At 70.5% G+C, this 21,453-nt stretch carries 18 protein-coding genes; 13 read left to right on the top strand and 5 right to left on the bottom strand.

The window, feature by feature from the left end:
• Positions 1–43: 43 nt before the first annotated feature.
• Positions 44–1,948, top strand: coding sequence for a serine/threonine-protein kinase (locus OHA72_RS02875; RefSeq protein ID WP_327006307.1), 1,905 nt, complete (start codon positions 44–46; stop codon positions 1,946–1,948).
• A 43-nt stretch (positions 1,949–1,991) separates the two neighbouring features.
• On the opposite strand, the gene OHA72_RS02870 is transcribed toward OHA72_RS02875, so the two are convergent.
• Positions 1,992–3,587 (bottom strand): acyl-CoA carboxylase subunit beta, encoded by a 1,596-nt coding sequence (locus OHA72_RS02870; RefSeq protein WP_442788497.1) that lies wholly within the window; start codon positions 3,585–3,587, stop codon positions 1,992–1,994.
• 34 nt (positions 3,588–3,621) lie between these two features.
• On the opposite strand from OHA72_RS02870, the gene OHA72_RS02865 reads away from it, so the two are divergent.
• Together OHA72_RS02865 and OHA72_RS02860 are read left to right on the top strand one after the other, a co-directional pair.
• Complete coding sequence (locus OHA72_RS02865; RefSeq protein ID WP_327011431.1) at positions 3,622–4,443, top strand: biotin--[acetyl-CoA-carboxylase] ligase; 822 nt, start codon at positions 3,622–3,624, stop codon at positions 4,441–4,443.
• A gap of 76 nt (positions 4,444–4,519) precedes the next feature.
• Positions 4,520–5,059, top strand: a complete 540-nt coding sequence (locus OHA72_RS02860) for a PH domain-containing protein (protein WP_327006306.1) — start codon at positions 4,520–4,522, stop codon at positions 5,057–5,059.
• A gap of 63 nt (positions 5,060–5,122) precedes the next feature.
• On the opposite strand, the gene OHA72_RS02855 is transcribed toward OHA72_RS02860, so the two are convergent.
• Together OHA72_RS02855 and OHA72_RS02850 are read right to left on the bottom strand one after the other, a co-directional pair.
• Positions 5,123–5,740, bottom strand: coding sequence for a GtrA family protein (locus OHA72_RS02855; RefSeq protein ID WP_327006305.1), 618 nt, complete (start codon positions 5,738–5,740; stop codon positions 5,123–5,125).
• 122 nt (positions 5,741–5,862) lie between these two features.
• Positions 5,863–6,357: a GtrA family protein gene (locus OHA72_RS02850; protein WP_442788496.1), complete on the bottom strand. Its 495-nt coding sequence runs from the start codon at positions 6,355–6,357 to the stop codon at positions 5,863–5,865.
• Between the two features lie 302 nt (positions 6,358–6,659).
• Between OHA72_RS02850 and OHA72_RS02845 the strand changes: the two genes are divergently transcribed.
• Together OHA72_RS02845 and OHA72_RS02840 are read left to right on the top strand one after the other, a co-directional pair.
• The gene (locus OHA72_RS02845; RefSeq protein WP_327006304.1) at positions 6,660–8,495 is read left to right on the top strand and encodes a phosphoenolpyruvate carboxykinase (GTP); all 1,836 of its coding nucleotides are present in this window, start codon (positions 6,660–6,662) and stop codon (positions 8,493–8,495) included.
• Positions 8,496–8,613: 118 nt separating this feature from the next.
• Positions 8,614–9,384 carry an isoprenyl transferase gene (locus OHA72_RS02840; RefSeq protein WP_327006303.1) on the top strand — a complete coding sequence of 257 codons (771 nt, stop codon included), beginning with the start codon at positions 8,614–8,616 and terminating at the stop codon, positions 9,382–9,384.
• A gap of 645 nt (positions 9,385–10,029) precedes the next feature.
• Here OHA72_RS02840 and otsB read toward each other — a convergent pair.
• A complete protein-coding gene (gene otsB, locus OHA72_RS02835) occupies positions 10,030–10,833 on the bottom strand; it encodes a trehalose-phosphatase (RefSeq protein WP_327006302.1) in 804 nt (267 codons plus the stop codon).
• Between the two features lie 262 nt (positions 10,834–11,095).
• On the opposite strand from otsB, the gene OHA72_RS02830 reads away from it, so the two are divergent.
• From OHA72_RS02830 to OHA72_RS02795, 8 genes are all read left to right on the top strand, one after another.
• The gene (locus OHA72_RS02830; RefSeq protein WP_442788495.1) at positions 11,096–12,538 is read left to right on the top strand and encodes an RNA 5'-3' helicase PhoH2; all 1,443 of its coding nucleotides are present in this window, start codon (positions 11,096–11,098) and stop codon (positions 12,536–12,538) included.
• 226 nt (positions 12,539–12,764) lie between these two features.
• Positions 12,765–13,427 carry an aggregation-promoting factor C-terminal-like domain-containing protein gene (locus OHA72_RS02825; RefSeq protein ID WP_327006301.1) on the top strand — a complete coding sequence of 221 codons (663 nt, stop codon included), beginning with the start codon at positions 12,765–12,767 and terminating at the stop codon, positions 13,425–13,427.
• A gap of 2 nt (positions 13,428–13,429) precedes the next feature.
• Positions 13,430–14,119 carry an aggregation-promoting factor C-terminal-like domain-containing protein gene (locus OHA72_RS02820; RefSeq protein ID WP_327006300.1) on the top strand — a complete coding sequence of 230 codons (690 nt, stop codon included), beginning with the start codon at positions 13,430–13,432 and terminating at the stop codon, positions 14,117–14,119.
• An 81-nt stretch (positions 14,120–14,200) separates the two neighbouring features.
• Positions 14,201–14,854, top strand: coding sequence for a rhomboid family intramembrane serine protease (locus OHA72_RS02815; protein ID WP_327006299.1), 654 nt, complete (start codon positions 14,201–14,203; stop codon positions 14,852–14,854).
• Positions 14,855–14,863: 9 nt separating this feature from the next.
• Entirely contained in the window at positions 14,864–15,832 is a 969-nt protein-coding gene (locus OHA72_RS02810) for an NAD(P)/FAD-dependent oxidoreductase (protein WP_327006298.1), read from the top strand.
• 45 nt (positions 15,833–15,877) lie between these two features.
• The gene (locus OHA72_RS02805) at positions 15,878–18,403 is read left to right on the top strand and encodes a PAS domain S-box protein (protein ID WP_327006297.1); all 2,526 of its coding nucleotides are present in this window, start codon (positions 15,878–15,880) and stop codon (positions 18,401–18,403) included.
• The gene (locus tag OHA72_RS02800; RefSeq protein WP_327006296.1) at positions 18,400–18,828 is read left to right on the top strand and encodes a response regulator; all 429 of its coding nucleotides are present in this window, start codon (positions 18,400–18,402) and stop codon (positions 18,826–18,828) included. Before OHA72_RS02805 ends, OHA72_RS02800 begins: the two co-directional genes overlap by 4 nt.
• Positions 18,825–20,327 (top strand): sensor histidine kinase, encoded by a 1,503-nt coding sequence (locus OHA72_RS02795; RefSeq protein ID WP_327006295.1) that lies wholly within the window; start codon positions 18,825–18,827, stop codon positions 20,325–20,327. The genes OHA72_RS02800 and OHA72_RS02795 overlap by 4 nt, the downstream gene beginning before the upstream one ends.
• Positions 20,328–20,335: 8 nt before the next feature.
• Here OHA72_RS02795 and OHA72_RS02790 read toward each other — a convergent pair whose 3' ends face one another.
• Complete coding sequence (locus OHA72_RS02790) at positions 20,336–21,397, bottom strand: ABC-2 membrane transporter-related protein (protein ID WP_327006294.1); 1,062 nt, start codon at positions 21,395–21,397, stop codon at positions 20,336–20,338.
• Between the last annotated feature and the right edge of the window lie 56 nt (positions 21,398–21,453).

The raw sequence follows: 21,453 nt of genomic DNA, 5'->3' as shown, positions 1-21,453 counted from the left end.
CGGGCTGTCTGGAACGGGCGCTCGTTGGGTAGCGTTTGCAGTGATGATGCAGTCCAGATCCCTGATCGCCGAGCGTTACCGACTGATCGAGTCGCTCGGTGCCGGTGGCATGGGCCGGGTGTGGCTGGCCCGCGACGAGATGCTCCGCCGGGACGTGGCGATCAAGGAGGTCATCCCGCCCGAGGGGCTGACCGAGCAGGAGCGCGAGGAGCTGCGGCTGCGCACCCTGCGCGAGGCCCGCGCCGCGGCCCGGCTCAACGACGCCAACGTGGTGCGGATCTACGACGTCGTGCAGTCCGAGCAGGCGCCGTGGATCGTGATGGAATACGTGCCGTCGCGCTCGCTGCACCAGGTGATCACCGACGACGGGCCGCTGCCGCCGGAGCGGGCCGCGCAGATCGGCCTCGCCGTGCTCAACGCGCTGAAGGCCGCGCATGCTGCCGGGGTGCTGCACCGCGACGTCAAACCCGGCAACGTGCTGCTCGCCGACACCGGCCGGGTGGTGCTCACCGACTTCGGCCTCGCCGTCTTCGAGGGCGGCGACGGCGCGGTCACCCGCCCCGGGCTGATCCTGGGCTCGCCGCAGTACATCTCGCCGGAGCGCGCCCGGGAGGGCATCTCCGGGCCGGAGTCCGACCTGTGGTCGCTCGGCGCCACGCTCTACGCCGCCGTCGAGGGCCGCTCACCGTATGCGCGCTCCACCACCTATGCGACGCTGACCGCCCTGGCGACCGAGGACCCGGACCCGGCGACCCGCGCGGGCGTGCTCAAGCCGGTCCTCAACGCGCTGCTGCGCAAGGACCCGAAGGCCCGCGCCGGCGTGGCCGAGACGGAGCGGCTGCTGCAGCGCGCCGTCTCCGGTGAAGGCCGGGCCTGGTCGTGGACACTGCCGCGGCCGCGCCGGTCCCGGGAGGGGCACTCAACCGGGCTGCGCAGCGCCTCCAGCGGCGCATCGCGCGGCTCCGGACGCAACTCCTCGCACCCGCTCGGCGGGGCGTCGCCGTTCGAGGCACCCGTCAGCTCGCCGCCGGCGGGCCTGGAGCAGGCGAGCCCCGCGCCGTCCGAGGCCGGGGCCATGCACCAGGGCCAGGCGCCGCCGATCGAGTTCCCCGGCAAGGCGAGGGGCAGCGCGACGGTGCCGCCGCCCGTCGGCGCCGGTCTCTACTCGCGCAACCCGCGGCCCGGTGCGGCACCCGAGGTGGTCGGGGCCGGCGACGACAGCGGTGCCTTCGACACCGTCCCGCCCGGGCAGCACCGCGGCCGCTGGATCGTGGGCGTCCTCGTCGCGCTGACCCTGTTCGTCGGGGTCAGCGTCGTCGTCGCCGACTCCGGCGACGACGACCCGCGGCAGACCCAGCCGACCGGCGCGCAGGCCACCGGTCTGCCGGCCGGGCCGGCCACACCCGGCTCGGCGAGCCCGACCCCGAGCGTGTCACCGCAGGTCCGCGGCAGCATCGGGGCGACCGTGATGGACCTGCCGCCAGGGTTCCACTACGAGACCGACGACAAGTACGGCTGGGCGGTCGCCGTCCCCAACGGCTGGGTGCGCTCGGTCAAGAAGCCCAACTACCCGTCGATGATCTCCTTCACCGACCCGCTCGACGGGCGGTGGGAGATGGCGATCGACACGTCGTTCAAGCCGCCGCAGGGAGACCCGGTCGCCGACTGGACCGACCAGGAGGCGGCGCGGCTCAGGGACAGGCTCTACGCCGACTACGAGCGGGTCCACATCCAGCCGTTCACCTTCCGCGACGACTGGGCCTGCGCGGACTGGCAGTGGCGGTACACGGCACCGAGCGGGCGCCTGCACATCTCCAACATCGGCTGCCGGGTCAACCCCGGCCGGGGTCACGCCATCTACTGGCAGACCCCGGACGGGTTGTGGGACGACTTCGCCACCGTGAACAAGTTCAACATCGTCCAGGCGTCCTTCAGAATCATTGCCTGACGCGGCGTCACTGCCTGACGCTGTGACGCCGCCTGACGCGGTGTCACAGCGGGATGTTGCCGTGCTTCTTCGGGGGCAGGGTCTCCCGTTTGGTCCGCAGCAGCCGCAGCGCCCGCACGATCTCCACCCGAGTGGTCGAGGGCGGGATGACCCCGTCGATGTAGCCGCGCTCCGCCGCCACGTACGGGTTCGCGAGGGTGTCCTCGTACTCCTGGATCAGCTCGGCGCGCAGGGCGGCGGGGTCCTTCGCGTCGCGCAGCTCCTGGCGGTACAGGATGTTGACCGCGCCCTGCGCGCCCATGACCGCGATCTGCGCCGTCGGCCAGGCGAAGTTGAGGTCGGCGCCCAGGTGCTTGGAGCCCATGACGTCATACGCGCCGCCGTACGCCTTGCGGGTGATGACGGTGACCTTGGGGACGGTGGCCTCGGCGTAGGCGTAGATGAGCTTCGCACCGCGCCGGATGATGCCGTCCCACTCCTGGCTGGCGCCGGGCAGGAAGCCCGGCACGTCGACGAAGGTGATGATCGGGATGTTGAACGCGTCGCAGGTCCGCACGAACCGCGCGGCCTTCTCCGACGCGTCGATGTCCAGGCAGCCGGCGAAGTGCATCGGCTGGTTGGCCACGACGCCGACCGGGTGGCCCTCGACCCGGCCGAAGCCGATCAGGATGTTCTGCGCGAACAGCGGCTGCACCTCGAGGAAGTCCTCGACCACCGACTCGATGACGGTGTGCATGTCGTACGGCTGGTTCGCCGAGTCCGGGATGACGGTGTCCAGCGCCAGGTCGTCCTCGGAGACCTCCAGGGACGCCGGCAGCGGCACGACCGGCACGTCGTCCATGTTGTTGGACGGCAGGTAGGACAGCAGCGCCTTCACGTACTCGATCGCGTCGTCCTCGTCGGAGGCGAGGTAGTGCGCGTTGCCGGACTTCGTGTTGTGCGTCCGCGCCCCGCCCAGCTCCTCGAACTCGACGTCCTCGCCGGTCACCGTCTTGATCACGTCGGGGCCGGTGATGAACATGTGCGAGGTCTGGTCGACCATCACGGTGAAGTCGGTGACGGCGGGGGAGTAGACCGCGCCGCCTGCGCACGGGCCCATGATCAGCGAGATCTGCGGGATCACGCCGGACGCCCGCACGTTGCGGAAGAAGATCTCCCCGTACAGGCCGAGCGAGACGACGCCCTCCTGGATGCGGGCGCCACCGGAGTCGTTGATCCCCACGACCGGGCAGCCGATCTTCATCGCCAGGTCCATGACCTTCACGATCTTCTCGCCGAAAACCTCGCCGAGGCTGCCACCGAAGATCGTGAAGTCCTGCGCGAACACGCAGATCTGGCGCCCGTCGACGGTGCCGTAGCCGGTGACCACCCCGTCGCCGTACGGCCGGGACTGCTCCATGCCGAAGTTGGTCGACCGGTGCCGGGCGAGCTCGTCGAGCTCCACGAACGAGCCCGGGTCCAGCAGCAGATCGATGCGCTCCCGGGCGGTCTTCTTGCCCCTGGCGTGCTGCTTCTCCACCGCCCGGGCCGAGCCCGCGTGGACCGCCTCGTCGGTGCGCCGGCCCAGGTCGGCCAGCTTCCCGGCGGTCGTGTGGATGTCCGCGCCGACACCAACCTGCTCAATCGTCACGTTCGGCATCGTAATCGCGCGGGGATACGGTCGACCTGTGAACATTTCCACCGGCTACAGCGATCTCGAGCGCCCCCCGCTGCACGCGGCCGCGCTCCGGCGCGCGCTGGTCGTCCCGGGCGGGTTCTGGACGGACCTGCGCCTGGTCGAGGAGACCGGCTCGACCAACGCCGATGTGGCCGCCGCCGCCCGGGACGGCGCCGCCGAGGGTCTGGTGATCGTCGCCGAGCGGCAGACCGCGGGGCGTGGCCGGCTGGGCCGGCAGTGGCAGTCGCCGCCGCGGGCCGGGCTGGCGCTGAGCATCCTGCTGCGCCCCGTGGTGCCGTCGGCCCGCTGGGGCTGGCTGCCGTTGCTGGCCGGGGTGGCGCTCGCCGAGTCGGTGCGGCGGGTGGCCCGCCTCGACGCGTACCTGAAATGGCCCAACGACCTGTTGCTGCAGGGCGACCGCAAGACCGCCGGGATCCTCGCCGAGGGCGTCGGCGGCGGCGCCGTGGTGGTGGGGATCGGGCTCAACACCACGCTGCGCGTGCACGAGCTGCCCCGCCCCGACGCGACGTCCCTCGCCCTGGCCGGTGCCGCGAGCGCCGACCGTGACCCGCTGCTGCGCGCGCTGCTGCGCAGCTTCGAGGAGGTGTACGCGCGATGGCAGTCCGGCGACGACGACGGGATCCGGGAGGCGTACCTCTTCCACTGCGGCACGATCGGCCGCCGGGTGCGGGTCGAACTGCCCGGCGGGACGGCCCTGACCGGCGTCGCCACCGGCATCGACCTCGACGGCCGGCTGCAGGTCACGGACCCTGCGGAGCTGGTGCACACGGTCGCGGCCGGCGACGTGGTGCACGTGCGCCCTGAGATGACCGGATGACGACCGGGTAGGCCAATGTCGGGCGCGCCGCGAAGGGTCTAGCCTCACCTCGACATTCATGAACGAGGAGGTTGGCGTGGGGTTCCCGGAAAGCGTCCTGACCAAGGACGAGCAGGTGGTGCTGCACCTGCACCCCCACTGGAAGGCACTGTTCCTGCCGGTGCTGTGGTTCGTCCTCACCGCCGCCGCGGTCGTGGCCATTTCCCTGTTCACGGGTGTGGGCACGATCGGCACGCTGATCACGGCCGGAGTCGGCCTGGTGGTGGTGCTCGTGGTCACCGTGTGGCCATGGATCAAGTGGAAGACCACGCACTACGTCTTCACCAACGAGCGGGTGATCATGCGCAGCGGCGTGTTCTCGCGCAGCGGCCGCGACATCCCGCTGGGCCGGGTCAACGACGTGTCGTTCTCGCACTCGCTGTTCGAGCGGATGCTCGGCTGCGGCACGCTGACGATCGAGTCGGCCGGCGAGCGGGGCCAGGTCCAGCTCACCGACATCCCGCAGGTGGAGAAGACCCAGAGCATGCTCTACGAGCTGGTCGACGCCGACCGGCAGAAGCACACCTTCGGCGACGACGACCGTCAGGCCCTCGTCGACGAGATCAAGAACGACTGACGGTGCGCCCGTGATCGCTGCGCCGGCTCGGGCAGAGCCGGCGCAGCGATGGCCCGGCCGGGCTCAGCGGTGACCGGCGGGTGACTCCAGCTCGTCGAGGGTCAGCTCGTCGTCGTCGTGCGAGTGGCGCGGGCCGGGCGCGACCGCGACCTCGGTCAGCGCGACCTCCAGGGCCTCCACTTCGGCCTCCAGCTCGGCGTCCGCGATCACCTGCGGGTCGTCCGAGACGACCGGCGTGTGGAACACGAACGTCCGGTATGCCCAGAAGCGGAACACCATCGCGATGCCGATACCGACCGCGCTGGCGATGTTGAACGCGAGCCGGTCGTCGCTGTTGGTCTCGCTGAAGCCCAGCCCGTACTTGGCCACGGCGAGCACCGAGCTCTGGATCAGCAGGCCGACGCCGTTGAGCGCGAAGAACAGCGTGTATTCCCGGCGCAGGCTCTTGCGGTCGCTGCGCTGGTAGGTCCACTGCCGGTTCAGGATGTAGGACGCGGTCGTCGCGACCACCGCAGCGACGATCTTCGCCTTGAGCGGGCCGATCGACAGCAGCAGGTTGAGCACCGCGAAGTCGATGATCGTGTTGATCCCACCGACCGCCAGGAACTTGAACAGTTCGGTGACGAGCGAGCGGTGCCGCTCGGGGACGAACCGGTCGCGGAGGTTGCTGGCTAGGCGCACCGTGCAACCTTACGGTAGGTCGCCAAGCATCGCCCCGGATACACCGCAGACTGCGGGGCAGCTCACCCGCATCTTGACCACTGCGCAACCGGGCTGTTACCTGCTGCCGAGTTTAAGCGGCGTCAGGCCGGTTCGGCGGTCTTGCGGAAAACAATGTTCCGGTAGGACCAGAAGCGGAACAGCGTGCCGAACGCCATGCCGACCACGTTGGCCGCGATGTTGTCGGCGAGTTTGCCCTGGAAGAACGGCCAGATCGAGCCCAGGCCGTAGTGGCTCGCCCACAGGCACGCCAGGCCGATGATCAGGCCGACCAGGTTGAACAGGAAGTACAGGCTGTATTCACGGCGCAGGTTGGTCCGCTCCCGGTCGCGCCAGGTCCAGAACCGGTTGCCGATGAAGGCGACCGTCGCGGCGACCACGGTGGAGATCGTCTTGGCCACCAGCGTGGGCGTGCCGCTGAAGAGCAGCACGTTGAAGATGGCCACGTCCACCACGAACGCCACGATCCCGACCGTGCCGAACTTGCCCAGCTCGCGGACCAGGTGCTCGAAGCGGGCGAACAGTCCACGCAGGCCGCCCGGGCCCGGCTCGGTCGCCACCGACTGCAGTTCCGTCACGTCGCAGAGGGTACGGCACCGATGACCTCAGCGGACACACCGACCGCAGACCGCATGCTTTGCGCGTTGGTGCGCGGTTGACGAAAAGTTCACGCGTGATTCTGCGAACGGGTGCGAGATTCTCCGGCCCTTGTGCAAGGTTTCACAAGCTCTCACACTGCCCGCCACCCGCGGCCGGTTTACGCTGAGGGAAATCAGTTGAACGTTTCCACGGCCGCTCGCAGCATCGCGCGCCGTGCTTCGGCATATGCGCGAAGCCCCTGAAAGCCCAGGTCAACGCCGACCACGAGGAGATCTCGAACATGTCCGCACCGGTCACCGTCCCCGGCCTCGACCAGGCACCCACCGCCCACCCCAAGCTGCTCGCGTGGGTTCGCGAGGTCGCCGAGCTCACCAGACCCGACCGCGTCGTCTGGTGCGACGGCTCCGAGGGGGAGTGGCGCCGCATCACCGACGAGCTGGTCGACAAGCAGGTGCTGGTGCGGCTGCGGCAGAAGCCCAACTCCTTCTGGGCCCGCACCGACCCGTCCGACGTCGCCCGGGTCGAGGAGCGCACCTTCATCTGCTCCGCCGACGAGGCGGACGCCGGCCCGACGAACAACTGGATGGCCCCCGCGGAGATGAAGCGGGTCATGACGGAGCTCTACGACGGCTCGATGCGCGGTCGCACGATGTACGTCGTGCCGTTCTGCATGGGCCCGCTCACCGCGGAGCAGCCGATGTTCGGCGTCGAACTGACCGACTCGCCGTACGTGGTGGCCTCCATGCGCATCATGACGCGGATGGGCGCCGACGTGCTCGACCGGATGGGCTCCGACGCCACGTTCGTGCCCTGCCTGCACTCGGTGGGCGCACCGCTCGCCCCCGGGCAGGACGACGTCGCCTGGCCGTGCAGCGACACCAAGTACATCTCCCACTTCCCCGAGAGCCGCGAGATCTGGAGCTACGGCTCCGGCTACGGCGGCAACTCGCTGCTGGGCAAGAAGTGCTTCTCGCTGCGCATCGCCAGCGTCATGGGCCGCGACGAGGGCTGGCTCGCCGAGCACATGCTGATCCTGAAGCTGACCGGCCCGAGCAAGCAGGTCAAGTACGTCGCGGCCGCGTTCCCCAGCGCCTGCGGCAAGACCAACCTGGCGATGCTGGAGCCGACCATCCCCGGCTGGAAGGTCGAGACGCTCGGCGACGACATCGCCTGGATGCGCTTCGGCGAGGACGGCCGCCTCTACGCCGTCAACCCCGAGTTCGGCCTGTTCGGCGTCGCGCCCGGCACCGACTGGAAGACCAACCCCAACGCGATGCGCACCCTGGCGAAGGGCAACTCGGTCTTCACCAACGTGGCGATGACCGACGACGGCGACATCTGGTGGGAGGGCATGGGCGAGCCGCCCGCGCACCTCACCGACTGGAAGGGCCGCGACTGGACGCCGGACTCCGACGAGCCGTCGTCGCACCCGAACTCGCGCTTCTGCACCCCGATCGAGCAGTGCCCGATTCTCGCCGACGAGTACGCCGACCCGCGCGGCGTGCCGATCGACGCGATCCTCTTCGGCGGCCGGCGCAAGACCACGATCCCGCTGGTCACGGAGGCCCGCGACTGGGTGCACGGCGTCTACCTCGGCGCGACCCTGTCCAGCGAGACCACGGCCGCGGCCGCCGGCAAGGTCGGCGTGGTCCGCCGCGACCCGATGGCCATGCTGCCGTTCATCGGCTACAACGCCGGCGACTACTTCGCGCACTGGATCGAGATGGGCAAGGGCGTCGACGGCGACGCCACGAAGCTGCCCCGGATCTTCTACGTCAACTGGTTCCGCCGCGGCGACGACGGCCGCTTCCTGTGGCCCGGCTTCGGCGAGAACGCCCGCGTGCTGAAGTGGGTCGTCGAGCGCATCGAGGGCACCGCGGCGGCGGTGGAGACCCCGATCGGCCGGGTGCCGGCGCCCGGCTCGCTCGACGTCGACGGGCTGGACCTGACGGCCGAGGACCTGTCGCTGGTCCTGCGGGTCGATGCCGACGAATGGCGCGCCGAGGTCCCCCAGGTGGTCGAGTGGTTCGAGCGGTTCGGTGACAAACTGCCCGGCGTGCTCTGGGCCGAGCTGGACGCGCTGAAGGCCCGACTGGACGCCGCAGACGCCGTATAGACCCTGGTCGGCGGCCGGTCAGTCGGGAGATCGGCCGCCCTCCCACCCGCCGTTCAGCAGTGTCCGGTGCACGGCTGACGGTGTTGTTTTGCCCGGTAGGTCGCTACTCTTCTCGACCGTGGGCCTGCGTGACGTGGTGTATTCGTTGTACGAGAAGCGTCTCGCCCGACGGCTGCACGGCAAACCTCAGCCGCGACACGTCGGGGTGATCGTCGACGGCAACCGGCGCTGGGCGCGCGAGATGGGCTACGTCGACCCCAACGACGGCCATCGCGTCGGCGCCGAGCGGATCAAGGAGCTGCTGCGCTGGTGCGACGGGGCGACCGTCTCGCACGTCACGCTGTGGCTGCTGTCGACCGACAACCTGTCCCGGCCCTCCGCCGAGCTCGACCCGCTGCTGCAGATCATCGAGAACCTCGCCGCCGAGCTCGCCGCCGACGGCAACCCCTGGCAGCTGCGCATGGTCGGTGCCCTGGACCTGCTCCCGACCGCCAGCGCGCAGTCGCTGAAGGCCGCCGAGGAGCGCACCGTCAGCCGCACCGGCGGGGCGCAGGTCAGCCTCGCCGTCGGCTACGGCGGCCGCCGCGAGATCGCCGACGCGGTCCGCTCCCTGCTGCACGAGCACGCGAAGGCGGGCACCTCCATCGAGGAGCTCGCCGAGATCCTCGACGTCGACCACATCTCCGACCACCTGTACACGCGCGGCCTGCCCGACCCCGACCTGGTCATCCGCACCAGCGGCGAGCAGCGGCTGTCAGGCTTCCTGCTGTGGCAGAGCGCCCACTCGGAGTTCTACTTCTGCGACGTGCACTGGCCCAGCTTCCGCCGCGTCGACTTCCTGCGCGCCCTGCGCTCCTACGCCAACCGCCAGCGTCGTTATGGGGCTTGATCGGTACTCCCCCAAGATCGCGTTTTCGTCTTTCTGTTGAGCGTCCGCTTGGGGGTACGCCGCTTGGAGTGGTTCCTGGTGTCGGTCCTCGGGGCTCGGTGGTTTCGCGCAGCCTTCGGCGGCGCGGACAGGTAGCGCGGTCACCGTCCGTGCCGTGCCTGGGGTTCTACCAAGCCAGGTCCGAACTCACATGATCCAGCGCCGTCGGGCGCGTCATTCGGTGCTACAACACCGTCGCTGGTCAGAAAAGCGAAAACCAGCGATCACTGGACTGGGGAGTACCAGCGCTTGGGCGGCGATCTTCTGTCCCCGCTCATGATCGAAGGCGCCCTGTGGTCGTCCGGACGGCCACCCGGATCCTTCGATCAAGCGCCCAAGATCGTAGATCTTGGCACGGGGCGACGTCGGTGCTGCGGTATGGGTGATTTGTCCTTGTTCTTGAATCCGGCGACGGTGTTGTAGCACCGAATGACGACCTCGACGGACCTGGCTTGGCATCACCCCAGGCACGGCACGGACGGTGACCGCGCTACCCAGTTGCGCCGCCGGAGGTTGCGCGGAACCACGAAGGCCGCAGCCGTGATGGATCTTCTATTACGGGCATGACCACCACCCACGCGAACCGCAACGCGAAGGCGGCGGGTGTTACGGCAGCTGGTCGAGAATGGAGCGCAGCAGCGCCGGGACGTCCTCGGGGGAGTCGACGTGGATGTCGGCGGCCTCGATGAGGGCGTGGCCGCTCTCGGCGTTGGCGACCGCCACCCGGACCCCCACGAAGTCGGGATCGGCCTCCTCGCGGGCCGTCAGGGCGTCGAACGCCCGCAGGTCGGCGACGTCGTCGCCGAAATACCAGGCGCAGCTGTGCCCCTCGGTCTCCTCGCGCAGGACGCTGCCCTTGTCGCGCTGGCCGGGGGGCTTGAGCTCCACGACCATGCGGCCCGCCTGCAGGCGCAGGCCCAGCTCGCTGGCCCGCTCCTTGCCCCACTGCTCGACTTCGGGGCCGAGGTGCGGCGCGTTGCGGTAGTGCACGGCGACGGACAGCCGCTTGTACTCCACCCGGGTGCCCGCCGGCAGCTCCATCCGTGCGCGGTCGGCCAGGTCGCTCATGACCTGCACGAACGGCGCGGCGCTCGGGTCGGTCTCGACCAGGCCGCCGGGGCGCTGGACCTCCAGGCCGTAGAGGCCGAAGACGGCCACGTCGGGCAGCGCGGCGAAGCGCTGGCGCAGGAAGTCCGCGGGCCTGGCGGAGACGATGACGACCTTGCCGAGGCGCCGGTTGAGCTCGCCGAGGATCTCGACGATGCCGTCGGCCGGATGGACCGTGTCGGGATCTTCCTGGATCGGTGCGAGGGTGCCGTCGAAATCGAAGAAGAAGGCGCAGTGCCCGGCTCGCTCCGCGGTCAGCTGGAGGATGGCCGCGCGGGAGCGTGCAGTGTCAGGGGCCGCCATATCCTCAGCGTACTGAAGATTTCGCGCAACGTGTGGGTGGCGGGGCGTACCTCACAAGGCGGGCGTTCGCCGGCAATCAACGACTCGATCTAGTGGATTTTGCTTGCAGCGGTTAGCGTCTGTGCTGTGGCTAGGGGTTTTCCCGGCCATCCGAGGCCCGGACCGAGCGATCCATGTGAAGCCACGGGGCCAAGCACCCGACCCCGTGCGGGCGTCGGAGGACGCGAGTGCGGGCGGCGAGGTGCCCGTCCCCGGAGATCCCGTGACCGTTCGCCGCAGTCCCTCTGATTCCAGTCCCGCTCCTCGCAGTCGTGCCGCGAAGGCCCAGCCGGCGGGCGCCGCCCCTGCGGACGCCGCCGAGCCGGTCAAGCCGGTCCGGCGCACCCGGAAGAAGGCCGAGCCCGAGGTCGCGCGCCGCACGTTCGTGCTGGACACCTCGGTGCTGCTGGCCGACCCGGGCGCGTTCCTGCGCTTCGGGGAGCACGACGTGGTTCTGCCCCTGGTCGTCATCTCCGAATTGGAGGGCAAGCGGCACCATCCAGAGCTCGGCTACTTCGCGCGGCGTTCGCTGCGGTTCCTTGACGACCTGCGGGCCAAGCACGGGCGGCTCGACCAGCCGCTGCCCCTGACCGACGCGGGCGGCACCCTGTGGGTGGAGCTCAACCACGCCAATCAGAACGTGCTGCCGGCCGGGTTCCGGGCCGACACCGACGACGCCCGCATCCTCGCCGTGGCGCTGGCACTGGCCGCCGAGGGCAAGGACGTCCTGCTGGTCACCAAGGACATGCCGCTGCGGGTCAAGGCCGGCTCGGTCGGCCTGGCAGCGGACGAGTACCAGCCCGGCCCGGCGACGAACCAGAGCTACACGGGCATGGTCGAGCTCGGCATCGCCGAGGACGACGTGAAGCGGCTGTACGCGGGCGAGGCGATCGACCTCGACGGCGCCGGCGACCTGCCCGTGCACACCGGCCTGGTCCTCACCTCGCAGAACGGCTCCGCCCTGGGGCGGGTCTGCGTGGACAAGTCGGTGCGGCTGGTCCGCGGCGACCGCGAGGCGTTCGGGGTGCGGGGCCGCTCCGCGGAGCAGCGCATCGCGCTGGACCTGTTGCTGGACGAGTCGATCGGCATCGTGTCGATGGGCGGCCGGGCCGGCACCGGCAAGTCGGCGCTGGCGCTCTGCGCGGGCCTGGAGCAGGTCATGGAGCGGCGCAAGCACAAGAAGGTGATCGTCTTCCGGCCGCTGTACGCGGTCGGCGGCCAGGAGCTGGGCTACCTGCCCGGCGACGCCGCGGAGAAGATGTCGCCCTGGGCGCAGGCGGTCTTCGACACCCTCGGCTCGCTGGTGCACGACAACGTGATGGAGGAGGTGGCGGCCCGCGGCATGCTCGAGGTCCTGCCGCTGACCCACATCCGGGGCCGCAGCCTGCACGACGCGTTCGTGATCGTCGACGAGGCCCAGTCGCTGGAGCGCGGCGTCCTGCTCACCGTACTGTCCCGCATCGGCAGCAACTCGCGGGTCGTGCTGACCCACGACGTCGCTCAGCGTGACAACCTGCGGGTCGGCCGGCACGACGGCATCGCGGCGGTGATCGAGGCGCTCAAGGGCCATCCGATCTTCGCGCACGTGACCTTGACCCGCTCGGAGCGTTCACCGATTGCCGAGGTCGTCACGGACCTCCTGGAGGACCTCCCGTTCGAGCGGTGACTTGAGCAAAAGAGTCCCAATTGTCACGTGATTAAAATCACAGAAGGTACCGTTTGGGTTCTCACCCGCGAATGCACTAGGCGATGGTGGGGAACGAGCGCGTGACGCCGACGAGCTTCCAGGCACCTCGGCATCAGGCGCTCACGGTGCGTCACCGGCCCGGACGAGTGTCCGCTCAGCGCAGCGGGCGCCCGTCCGGGCCGTGCACCGACCATGTCCCCGACGAATGGATACCTTCGTGATCCGGCTGTGGCAGCGGGTCGGCAAGGTCAGGGCCTTCGCGGTTCTCGTGCTGGTTGCGGGACTCGCCGGTGGTCTGCTCATTGCCAACCGACAGACCCAGCACAACGCGACGGCAGAGCCGGTCAAGGCCGCCGACGCCGCTTCGCTTCCGCGAACCTCGGGCTCGCCGAGCGCCGGGCAGGCGTCGGAGCAGGCCTCCGCGCAGAGCAAGGCGCAGGACGCCGCGTCGGCCGCCGCCGCGCAGGCCAAGGCCGCCGAGGACGCCGCACGCAAGAAGAAGGAAGAAGAGGCGAGCCGGTCCAACACGCGCGCGCCGTATCCCGCTCCCGCCTCGTGCGGCGTGTACACGGGTAACAGGAACATCGGCTGCACCGAGATGGTCGCCGCCGGCTTCGCGCTCGACCAGATGCCCTGCCTGGACAAGCTCTGGACCAAGGAGAGCGGGTGGAACCCGAAGGCCCACAACAAGAGCAGTGGCGCCCACGGCATCCCCCAGGCGTTGCCCGGTGACCAGATGGCCGCCTACGGGTCCGAGTGGGAGACGGACGCGAAGACCCAGATCAAGTGGGGCCTGAGCTACATCAAGCGCCGCTACAAGACGCCGTGCGGTGCGTGGGCGCACAGCCAGAGTTCGGGTTGGTACTAGCCATGGATGTTGTGACTCTGTTGTGGCGCCGGGTCGGCAAGGTGCGGGCCATCGCGGCCCTTGCGCTGGTCGCGGCGCTGGTGGGCGGCCTGGTCGTCGCCAACTGGGACAGCGGCAAGCAGGCCGACCCGGTCAACACCGCCGCCGACGTCGCGCTCCCACATGCCTCCGGCGGCCCGTCGGGCAGCCCGAGCGCCGGGCAGGCATCCGAGCAGGCGTCCGCGCAGAGCAAGGCGCAGGACGCCGCGTCGGCCGCCGCCGCGCAGGCCAAGGCCGCCGAGGACGCCGCACGCAAGAAGAAGGAAGAGGAGGCGAGCCGGTCCGTCGTACGCACCCTGGGCCCGCCGACCTACCCGATCCCCGCCGAGTGCGACGTGTACAAGACCAAGAGCGACAACAAGTGGCGCGGCTGCGGGCTGCTGCACGTCGCCGGCTTCGGGATGGACCAGATGGGTCCCTGCCTGGAGAAGCTCTGGGACAAGGAAAGCCACTGGACCACGACCGCGAAGAACAAGAGCTCCGGGGCGTACGGCATCGCCCAGGCGCTCCCGGGGTCGAAGATGGCCTCGGTCGCCAGTGACTGGTCGTGGAACCCCGAGACCCAGATCAAGTGGGGCCTGGGCTACATCAAGGGCCGCTACAAGACGCCCTGCGCCGCCTGGGCGCAGAGCCAGTCCAGCGGCTGGTACTAAAAGAACGGCATACCCGGAGGAAACCCGCCACCTCGCTGAACACGGGTGGCGGGTTTCCCGTGGACCTGTTACCACAGTGGCGTGACTCTCGACGAGACCCGGCAGGCCGACCCCACGCGCTTCGGCACCGAGGCGTTCTACGCCGCCGTGGGCCGGGCCTTCGTCGCCATGTGTGCGTTCGTGCCGGTGCTGTTCGCGATCGAGTTCCTCGACCGGCTCACCGGCGAGCGGCTCGACCAGGACGGCGGCATCAAGCCGCACCACCTCGACGGGCTCGACGGCATCGTCTTCTCGCCGTTCCTGCACGCCGGTTTCGCCCACGTGCTGGCCAACAGCATCCCGCTGATCCTGCTCGGCACGTTCGTCCTCGCCGCCGGGACGACCCGGTTCCTGCTCACGACCGCCTTCATCGCGATCGTCGCCGGGGTCGGGGTGTGGTTCATCGGTGACCCGGACACCGTGGTCGTCGGCGCCAGCGGCGTCATCTTCGGCTACCTCGGCGTGATCCTGATGCGTGGCGTCGTCGAGCACAGCTGGTGGCACATCGCCGTCGGGGTGCTCATCGGCCTGCTGTACGGCTGGCAGCTCTTCGGTGTCCTTCCCGGCGAGGAGGGTGTCTCCTGGCAGGGGCATCTGTGCGGGTTCATCGGCGGCCTCGTGGCGGCGGTGCTGTTCCGGCGCAGGCGCCCGCGACGCACCGACGGCCCACTGGCCATCGGCACCGATGCCGCATAGCGTGCCCGTATGCGGGAAGTCGATCTGGCCATCGTCGGCGCGGGACCGGCCGGCCTCTTCGGTGCGTACTACGCCGGCTTCCGGGGGCTCAGCACGGCGGTGATCGACGCCCTGCCGGAGCCCGGCGGGCAGGTCACGGCCATGTACCCCGAGAAGATGATCTTCGATGTCGCGGGTTTCCCGGGCATCCGCGGCCGGGACCTGGTCGCCAACCTGGTCGAGCAGGCCGACCAGTTCCACCCCCAGTACCTGCTCGGCGTGCGGGCCGACGGCCTCGCCTACGAGGACGAGCGGCCCGTGCTGACCCTGTCCGACGGCACCGTCCTGCACTGCGGGGCCATCCTCATCACCGGCGGCCTGGGCAGCTTCACCGCCCGCCCGCTGCCGGCCGCCGCCGGGTTCACCGGCTCCGGCCTGGTCTTCTTCGTGCCGCACCTGGCCGACCTCGCCGGGCACGACGTGGTCATCGTCGGCGGCGGCGACTCCGCCTTCGACTGGGCCCTCGCCCTGCAGCCCCTCGCGAAGTCGGTGACCCTCGTGCACCGCCGCGAGAAGTTCCGCGCGCACGCCTCGACCGTCGCCCGCGCGCAGGCGTTGCCGATCGAGATCATCGTCAACGCCGAGGTCACGAGGATCCACGGCGACGGGCACTGCACCGGCGTCGAGGTCGCCGTCCGGGGCGGCGGTCCGCGCACGCTGCCCGCCGACTCGATCGTGGCCGCGCTGGGCTTCACCGCCGACCTCGGCCCCCTGGCCGACTGGGGCCTCGAGCTGGACAAGCGCCACATCAAGGTCGACTCGACCACCGCGACGAACCTGCCCCGGGTGTTCGCCGCCGGCGACATCAGCGAGTATCCGGGCAAGGTCCGGCTGATCGCGGTCGGTTTCGGGGAGGCCGCGACCGCCGTCAACAACGCCGCCGTGATCATCGACCCGGCCGCGCATCTCTTCCCCGGACACTCGTCGGACAACGGATGAGCAACTCCTCAATAACCTGAAAGCACCGCCGATCTGAGATACGTGGTGGGCGTCCGTCTCCAGGTGTTCGGGGTGGTGCTCCTCGGCCTGCTGGTCTCCGGCGGGGCGGGGCTGCTGATGCACCGCGTCGAGCTGGATAACGCCGGGCAGGCCCTCGACCGGCGGGTCGCCGCGGCGCAGGAGTCGGTGGCGTCCACCGCGCAGCGCTACGTCGACGCCGTACAACTGACCGCCGGCAGCCTCGAGGCCCTGCCGGAGATCGACGCCGCCTCGTTCACGACCGCCACCGCCCCGCTCGGGCAGCTGTGGCTGCCGGGGGCCACCTCCATCGACCTCATCGTCCCGGTGCAGGACGCCGCCGTCGCGGCCGTGCAGGCCGACTGGCGGGCGCGCGGCGCGCCCGGGCTGACGCTGCAACCCACCACCGGCGTCGCCAGGCACTACTTCACCGTGCTGCAACGCATCCTCGCCGAGGGCGGCGGCACCGATGGCGTCGGGCAGGACCTGACCGCGTCGCCGGAGGCGTCCTCGGCGCTGGCCCGGGCCCAGCGCATCGGCCTGCCCGCCATCTCCGACCCGTACGTGCTGCTGCGCGACGCCGGTCTGCCGCCGCAGTCGCAGCAGCAATCGGTGGTGTTCCTGCAGCGGGTCCTGGACCGCGGTACCGGCGAGCTGTGGGGCTTCGTCGAGATGGCGGTGCGGATGCAGGACTTCTTCACCGACACGATGCTCCAGCCGTCCCGTGAGCTGGACGTGAGGCTGTCCGCGCTGGAGGACAACGCGTGGCGCTCGATGGCCCACATCGAGCGGCAGGACGTCGGCGCGGGCGACCTGCACCGCAGCGCCATCGTGCAGGTCGCCGACCAGCAGTGGCAGCTGACGGTCGGCACCGCCGGCTCCGCCCTGGTCGGCGCCGACGGCCACCTCGACGAGGGCATGGTGTTCAGCGGCCTGGCGCTCACCCTGGTCACGGCGCTGCTGGTCTATACGCTCGCGACGTCGCGCCGCCGGGCCGAGGACCGGGTCGTGCAGGCCACCGCCGACCTGCGGCACCAGGCGACCCTGCTGTCCGCGGTGATGAACACGATCGGCGACGGCGTGGTCGTCTTCGGCCCGGACGGCGCGGCCGTGTGGGTCAACCCGATGGCCCGCGAGCTGCTCGGCCACGACATCGACCGCCACCCGCCGGCCGAGTGGCCCGAGCTGCTGGAGGCGTACGAGGCGGACGGCGCCACCCCGTACCAGTTCCGCGACCTGGTCCGGCAGCACCGGGAGTCGCAGGTCGAGCTGGTCGTGCGGGGGCGCAGGCTGGACGTGCGGCTGCGGAACCTGATCCGGCAGGAGGGCGCCGACGGCGCGGTCGCCGTGCTGCGCGACATCACCGACCTGCACGAGGCGGACGAGAAGGTGCGCGCCTCGGAGGAGCTGCTCCAGCTGCTGCTGGACGGCGCCCGCGACTACGCCATCTACATGCTCGACTGGCAGGGCGCCGTCGTGAGCTGGTCCGACAACGCCGAGCGGCTCGCGGGGTACCGCACCGGGGAGGTCCTCGGTCGCTCCTACGCGATGTTCTTCACCGCGGAGGAGGCCGCCGCGGGGGTGCCGCGGCGCATCCTCGACGAGGCGGCGGAGCATGGCCGGATCGAGATCGACGGCCCGCGCGTGCGCCGCAACGGCAGCCGCTACTGGGCGCACGGGCTGCTCACCGCCGTGCGCGACCCCGACGGGTCGATCCGCGGCTTCGTCAAGGTCAGCCAGGACGTCACCGAGCGCAAGACGGCCGAGCGGGCGGTCGAGCAGCTCAACGCCGAGCTGGAGGCGCGCGTCGCGGAGCGCACCGCCGACCTGCGCGAGGCCAACGCGGAGCTGGAGTCCTTCTCCTACAGCGTCTCCCACGACCTGCGGGCGCCGCTGCGGGCCGTCGACGGCTTCGCCAAGATACTCGCCCTGGACCACGGCGACGCGCTCGACGAGCAGGGCCGGCGGTACCTCGGCCGCATCCGCGCGGGCGCCCAGAACATGGGCGACCTGATCGACGGGCTGCTGGCCTTCTCCCGGCTCCAGCGGCAGGAGATGGCGAGCCTGCGGGTCCACGTCGGCCAGCTCGTCGAGGACGTCTGGGACGAGCTGAGCGTCGAACGCGGCACCCGCGACATCGTCCTCACCGTCGGGGACCTGCCCGACGCCCAGGGCGACCCGCGGCTCGTCCGGCACGTGGTGGCCAACCTGGTCGGCAACGCGGTGAAGTACACCCGCGACGCCTCCCCGGCCCGCATCGAGATCGGGCACCGGGTCGGGCCGCTCAGCGGCGAGGTCATGTACTACGTCAAGGACAACGGCGCCGGCTTCGACATGCGCTACGCCGACAAGCTGTTCAAGGTCTTCCAGCGGCTGCACCGGGCCGAGGACTACGAGGGCACCGGCATCGGGCTCGCCCTCACCCACCGCATCGTGATGCGGCACGGCGGCCAGATCTGGGCCGACGCCGTCCCCGGCGAGGGCGCCACGTTCTCCTTCACCCTTCCGGCCTTCGAACACACTGGACACTCGCTGTTGGAGGTGGGCGGGTGAAACCGCTGTCCAATCGGGTCCTGCTCGTCGAGGACAACCCCGACGACCTGGAGCTCGCCCGGCTCGCGTTCGAGCGGGGCCGGTTCGCCCGCAACGTCGACGTCGCCCGCGACGGCGCCGAGGCCCTCGACCACCTGTTCGGGCCCGCCGCCGCCGACCCGCCGCAGGTCGTGCTGCTGGACATCAAGCTCCCGCTGGTCGACGGCATCGACGTGCTGCGCCGGGTCAAGGCCGACCGGCGCACCCGGCACATCCCGGTCGTCATGCTCACCTCATCGGCGCAGGACCGTGACCTGCACGCCTGCTACGAGCTCGGGGCGAACAGCTACATCGTCAAGCCCGTCGACATGGAGCAGTTCATGTCCGCCGTCAACAGCATCGGCCTGTACTGGCTGGGCCTGAACCTGACCGACTCGCACTCATGAGGATCCTGCTCCTGGAGGACAACCCCGACGACGCCGAGATGCTCGTGTTCGAGCTGCGGCGGGCCGGGTTCGCGCCCGTGTGGCAGCGGGTCGAGTCCCGCGTGGACTTCCAGGCCGCACTCGAGGATCCTGCGGGCCCGCCCAAGGTGATCCTCGTCGACTACTCGCTGCCGCAGTTCAACGCCCTGGAGGCGCTGCACATGCTGCGTGCCGGCGGCTACGACATCCCGGCGATCGTGGTCAGCGGCGCCATGAGCGAGGAGTCGTGCGTCGACGCCCTGCGCCACGGCGCCGTGGACTACCTGCTCAAGGACCGGCTGAGCCGGCTCGGCTCGGCGGTGCAGCACGCCCTGTCGCAGCAGCGGCTCGCCGCCGACCAGCGCCGCGCGGAGGAGACGTTCCGCGCCGCGTTCGACCACGCCCCGGTCGGCATGGCCGTCACGGACCTCGACGGCCACGTGCTGGAGGTCAACCAGGAGCTGGCCCGCATGACCGGCCTGCAGCCCGCGCAGCTGCTGCTGGACATGGTCATCGAGGAGGACCGGCCGATCGTCGCGGACAAGATGAAGCGCCTCGTCGCCGGCGAGGCGGAGAAGGTCAGCAAGGAGCTGCGGCTGTGCCGCTCCGACGGCGCGCCGCTGTGGGGGCAGTACTCGGCGTCGCTCATCGGCGCGGGCGGCCGGGGAGGGCACCAGGGCGCGCACCACGTCGTGCACCAGATCGCCGATGTCACCGACCGCCGCCGCGCCGAGGAGGCCCTCCAGCGGCAGGCGGCGAAGCTCGCCCGCACCAACAGCGACCTGCAGGAGCTCGACCGGCTCAAGAGCGAGTTCGTCGCCACCGTCTCCCACGAGCTGCGCACCCCGCTGACCAGCATCCGCGGCTACACGGAGATCCTCGCCGACGCGCACGCCAGCTCCCTCGGCGCGACCGAACGCAAGATCGTCGGCATCATCGACCGCAACGGCCGCCGCCTGCTCGACCTCATCGAGGACCTGCTCACGTTCTCCCGGATCGAGTCGGGCACCCTGACGCTCACCGTCGGCCCGGTGAAGGTCAAGCACATCATCGACGCGGCGTGCGAGGCGATCCGCCCGTCGGTCGAGACGGCCGGGCTGACCGTCACCACCGACATCGACGAGCACATCCCGGTCGTGCAGGGCGACAGCGACCAGCTCGAACGGGTCGTGCTCAACCTGCTGACCAACGCCGTCAAGTTCTCCGACCCCGGCGGCTCGATCACCGTCACCGGCCGGGAACGCGACGGCGAGGTCGTCGTGTGGATCCGGGACACCGGCGTCGGCATCCCGGAGCACGAGCAGGGCATGCTGTTCACCCGCTTCTTCCGCACCGCCGACGCCCAGAAGCGGGCGATCAAGGGCAGCGGCCTGGGCCTGGCGATCAGCAAGGCGATCGTCGAGGCGCACGGCGGCTGGATCGCCCTGGAATCCATCGAGGGCAGCGGCACCACCGTGGGCTTCGGCGTCCCCACGCCGTAGTCCTTGTGCTATCCGGCGCTCAACTTGGTACGGCGCACGCTCAGCCAGACCGTGAGCAGCGCTGCCGCGGCGAGCGCAAGGTAGCCGGCGCCGATGATGAGGTGGAACTCGGGGATCCGGCTGCCCGGCTGATACTCCAGGTAGCGCTGGAGATGCTGACCGGCGAAGCAGGACAGCTCCGCCTCGGGATCGAGGCGGGGCGGGCAGAGGCGCTCCAGCTCGCCGCTGGTGAACTGGTGCCCGGAGGCGTCGAACAACCCGGACAGCTCGTCGCCGCCGCCGGTGCGGATGATGCCGCCGGAGACGAGCAGGGCGTTGTCGCGCAGCAGGTCGTCGACGGGCGCGTCGACCTGCCGGTAGACGCCCAGCGGCGGCATGAGGGTCGGAAACTTGAACTGCACGAGCAGCATCACGCCGATGAAGCCGCCGATGACACCGAACACGGCGGGCAGCGTCCGCCTGACGACGGCGCCGAGCGCGACGCCGACCGTGAACCAGCAGACGCTGATCACGACCGGGAGGATGCCGGTGGCCAGGACCGCCTCGTACCGGAACAGGTCCTCCTGGCCGACCCTGGTCCCCACGTGCTCCAGGTGGTCGCTGGCGGCGGCGACGACCGTGGTCACGGCGACCACGAAGAGGCCGAGCAGGCCGAGCCGGGTCCACAGCCAGCGCGCCGGGGAGACGTCCTGGCTCCAGGCCAGCAGCAGGGTCCGCTGCTCGTGCTCCCGGGACAGCACCGGGACGCCGATGAACATGCCGATCAGCAGCGGCATGTACTGCACCAGCCGCTCGACGTAGCTGGCCTGCCGGAACAGGCCGAAGGGCCGCGCGCCGAGCCGCAGGTCCTGCGAGGAGCCGTCCGGGCACCGCGCGTTGTGGCACTGGTGCCAGAGATCCGTCATCTCGACCGACAGGTACGTCATCCAGCCCACCAGCAGGGTGGCCAGGACGAGCGTGCTGACGAGGGCCCAGCGGTGCTGCCGCCAGGTCAGCCAGAGCAGGCCCCCGGCGGGGCCGGGCCCGTCCGGGCGGTTCGCGGTGACCGGCGCGTCGGTGACCAGGCTCATGCCGCCTCCTCCGCTGCGCTCCGGCGTCGGCCTGAGCTGACACTGCGCTCCTGATT

This window comes from Dactylosporangium sp. NBC_01737 (genome assembly GCF_035963215.1).
Taxonomy (GTDB): domain Bacteria; phylum Actinomycetota; class Actinomycetes; order Mycobacteriales; family Micromonosporaceae; genus Dactylosporangium.
Note: the sequence above shows the minus strand (reverse complement) of the source record. Positions and strands in the feature narration are given on the sequence as shown.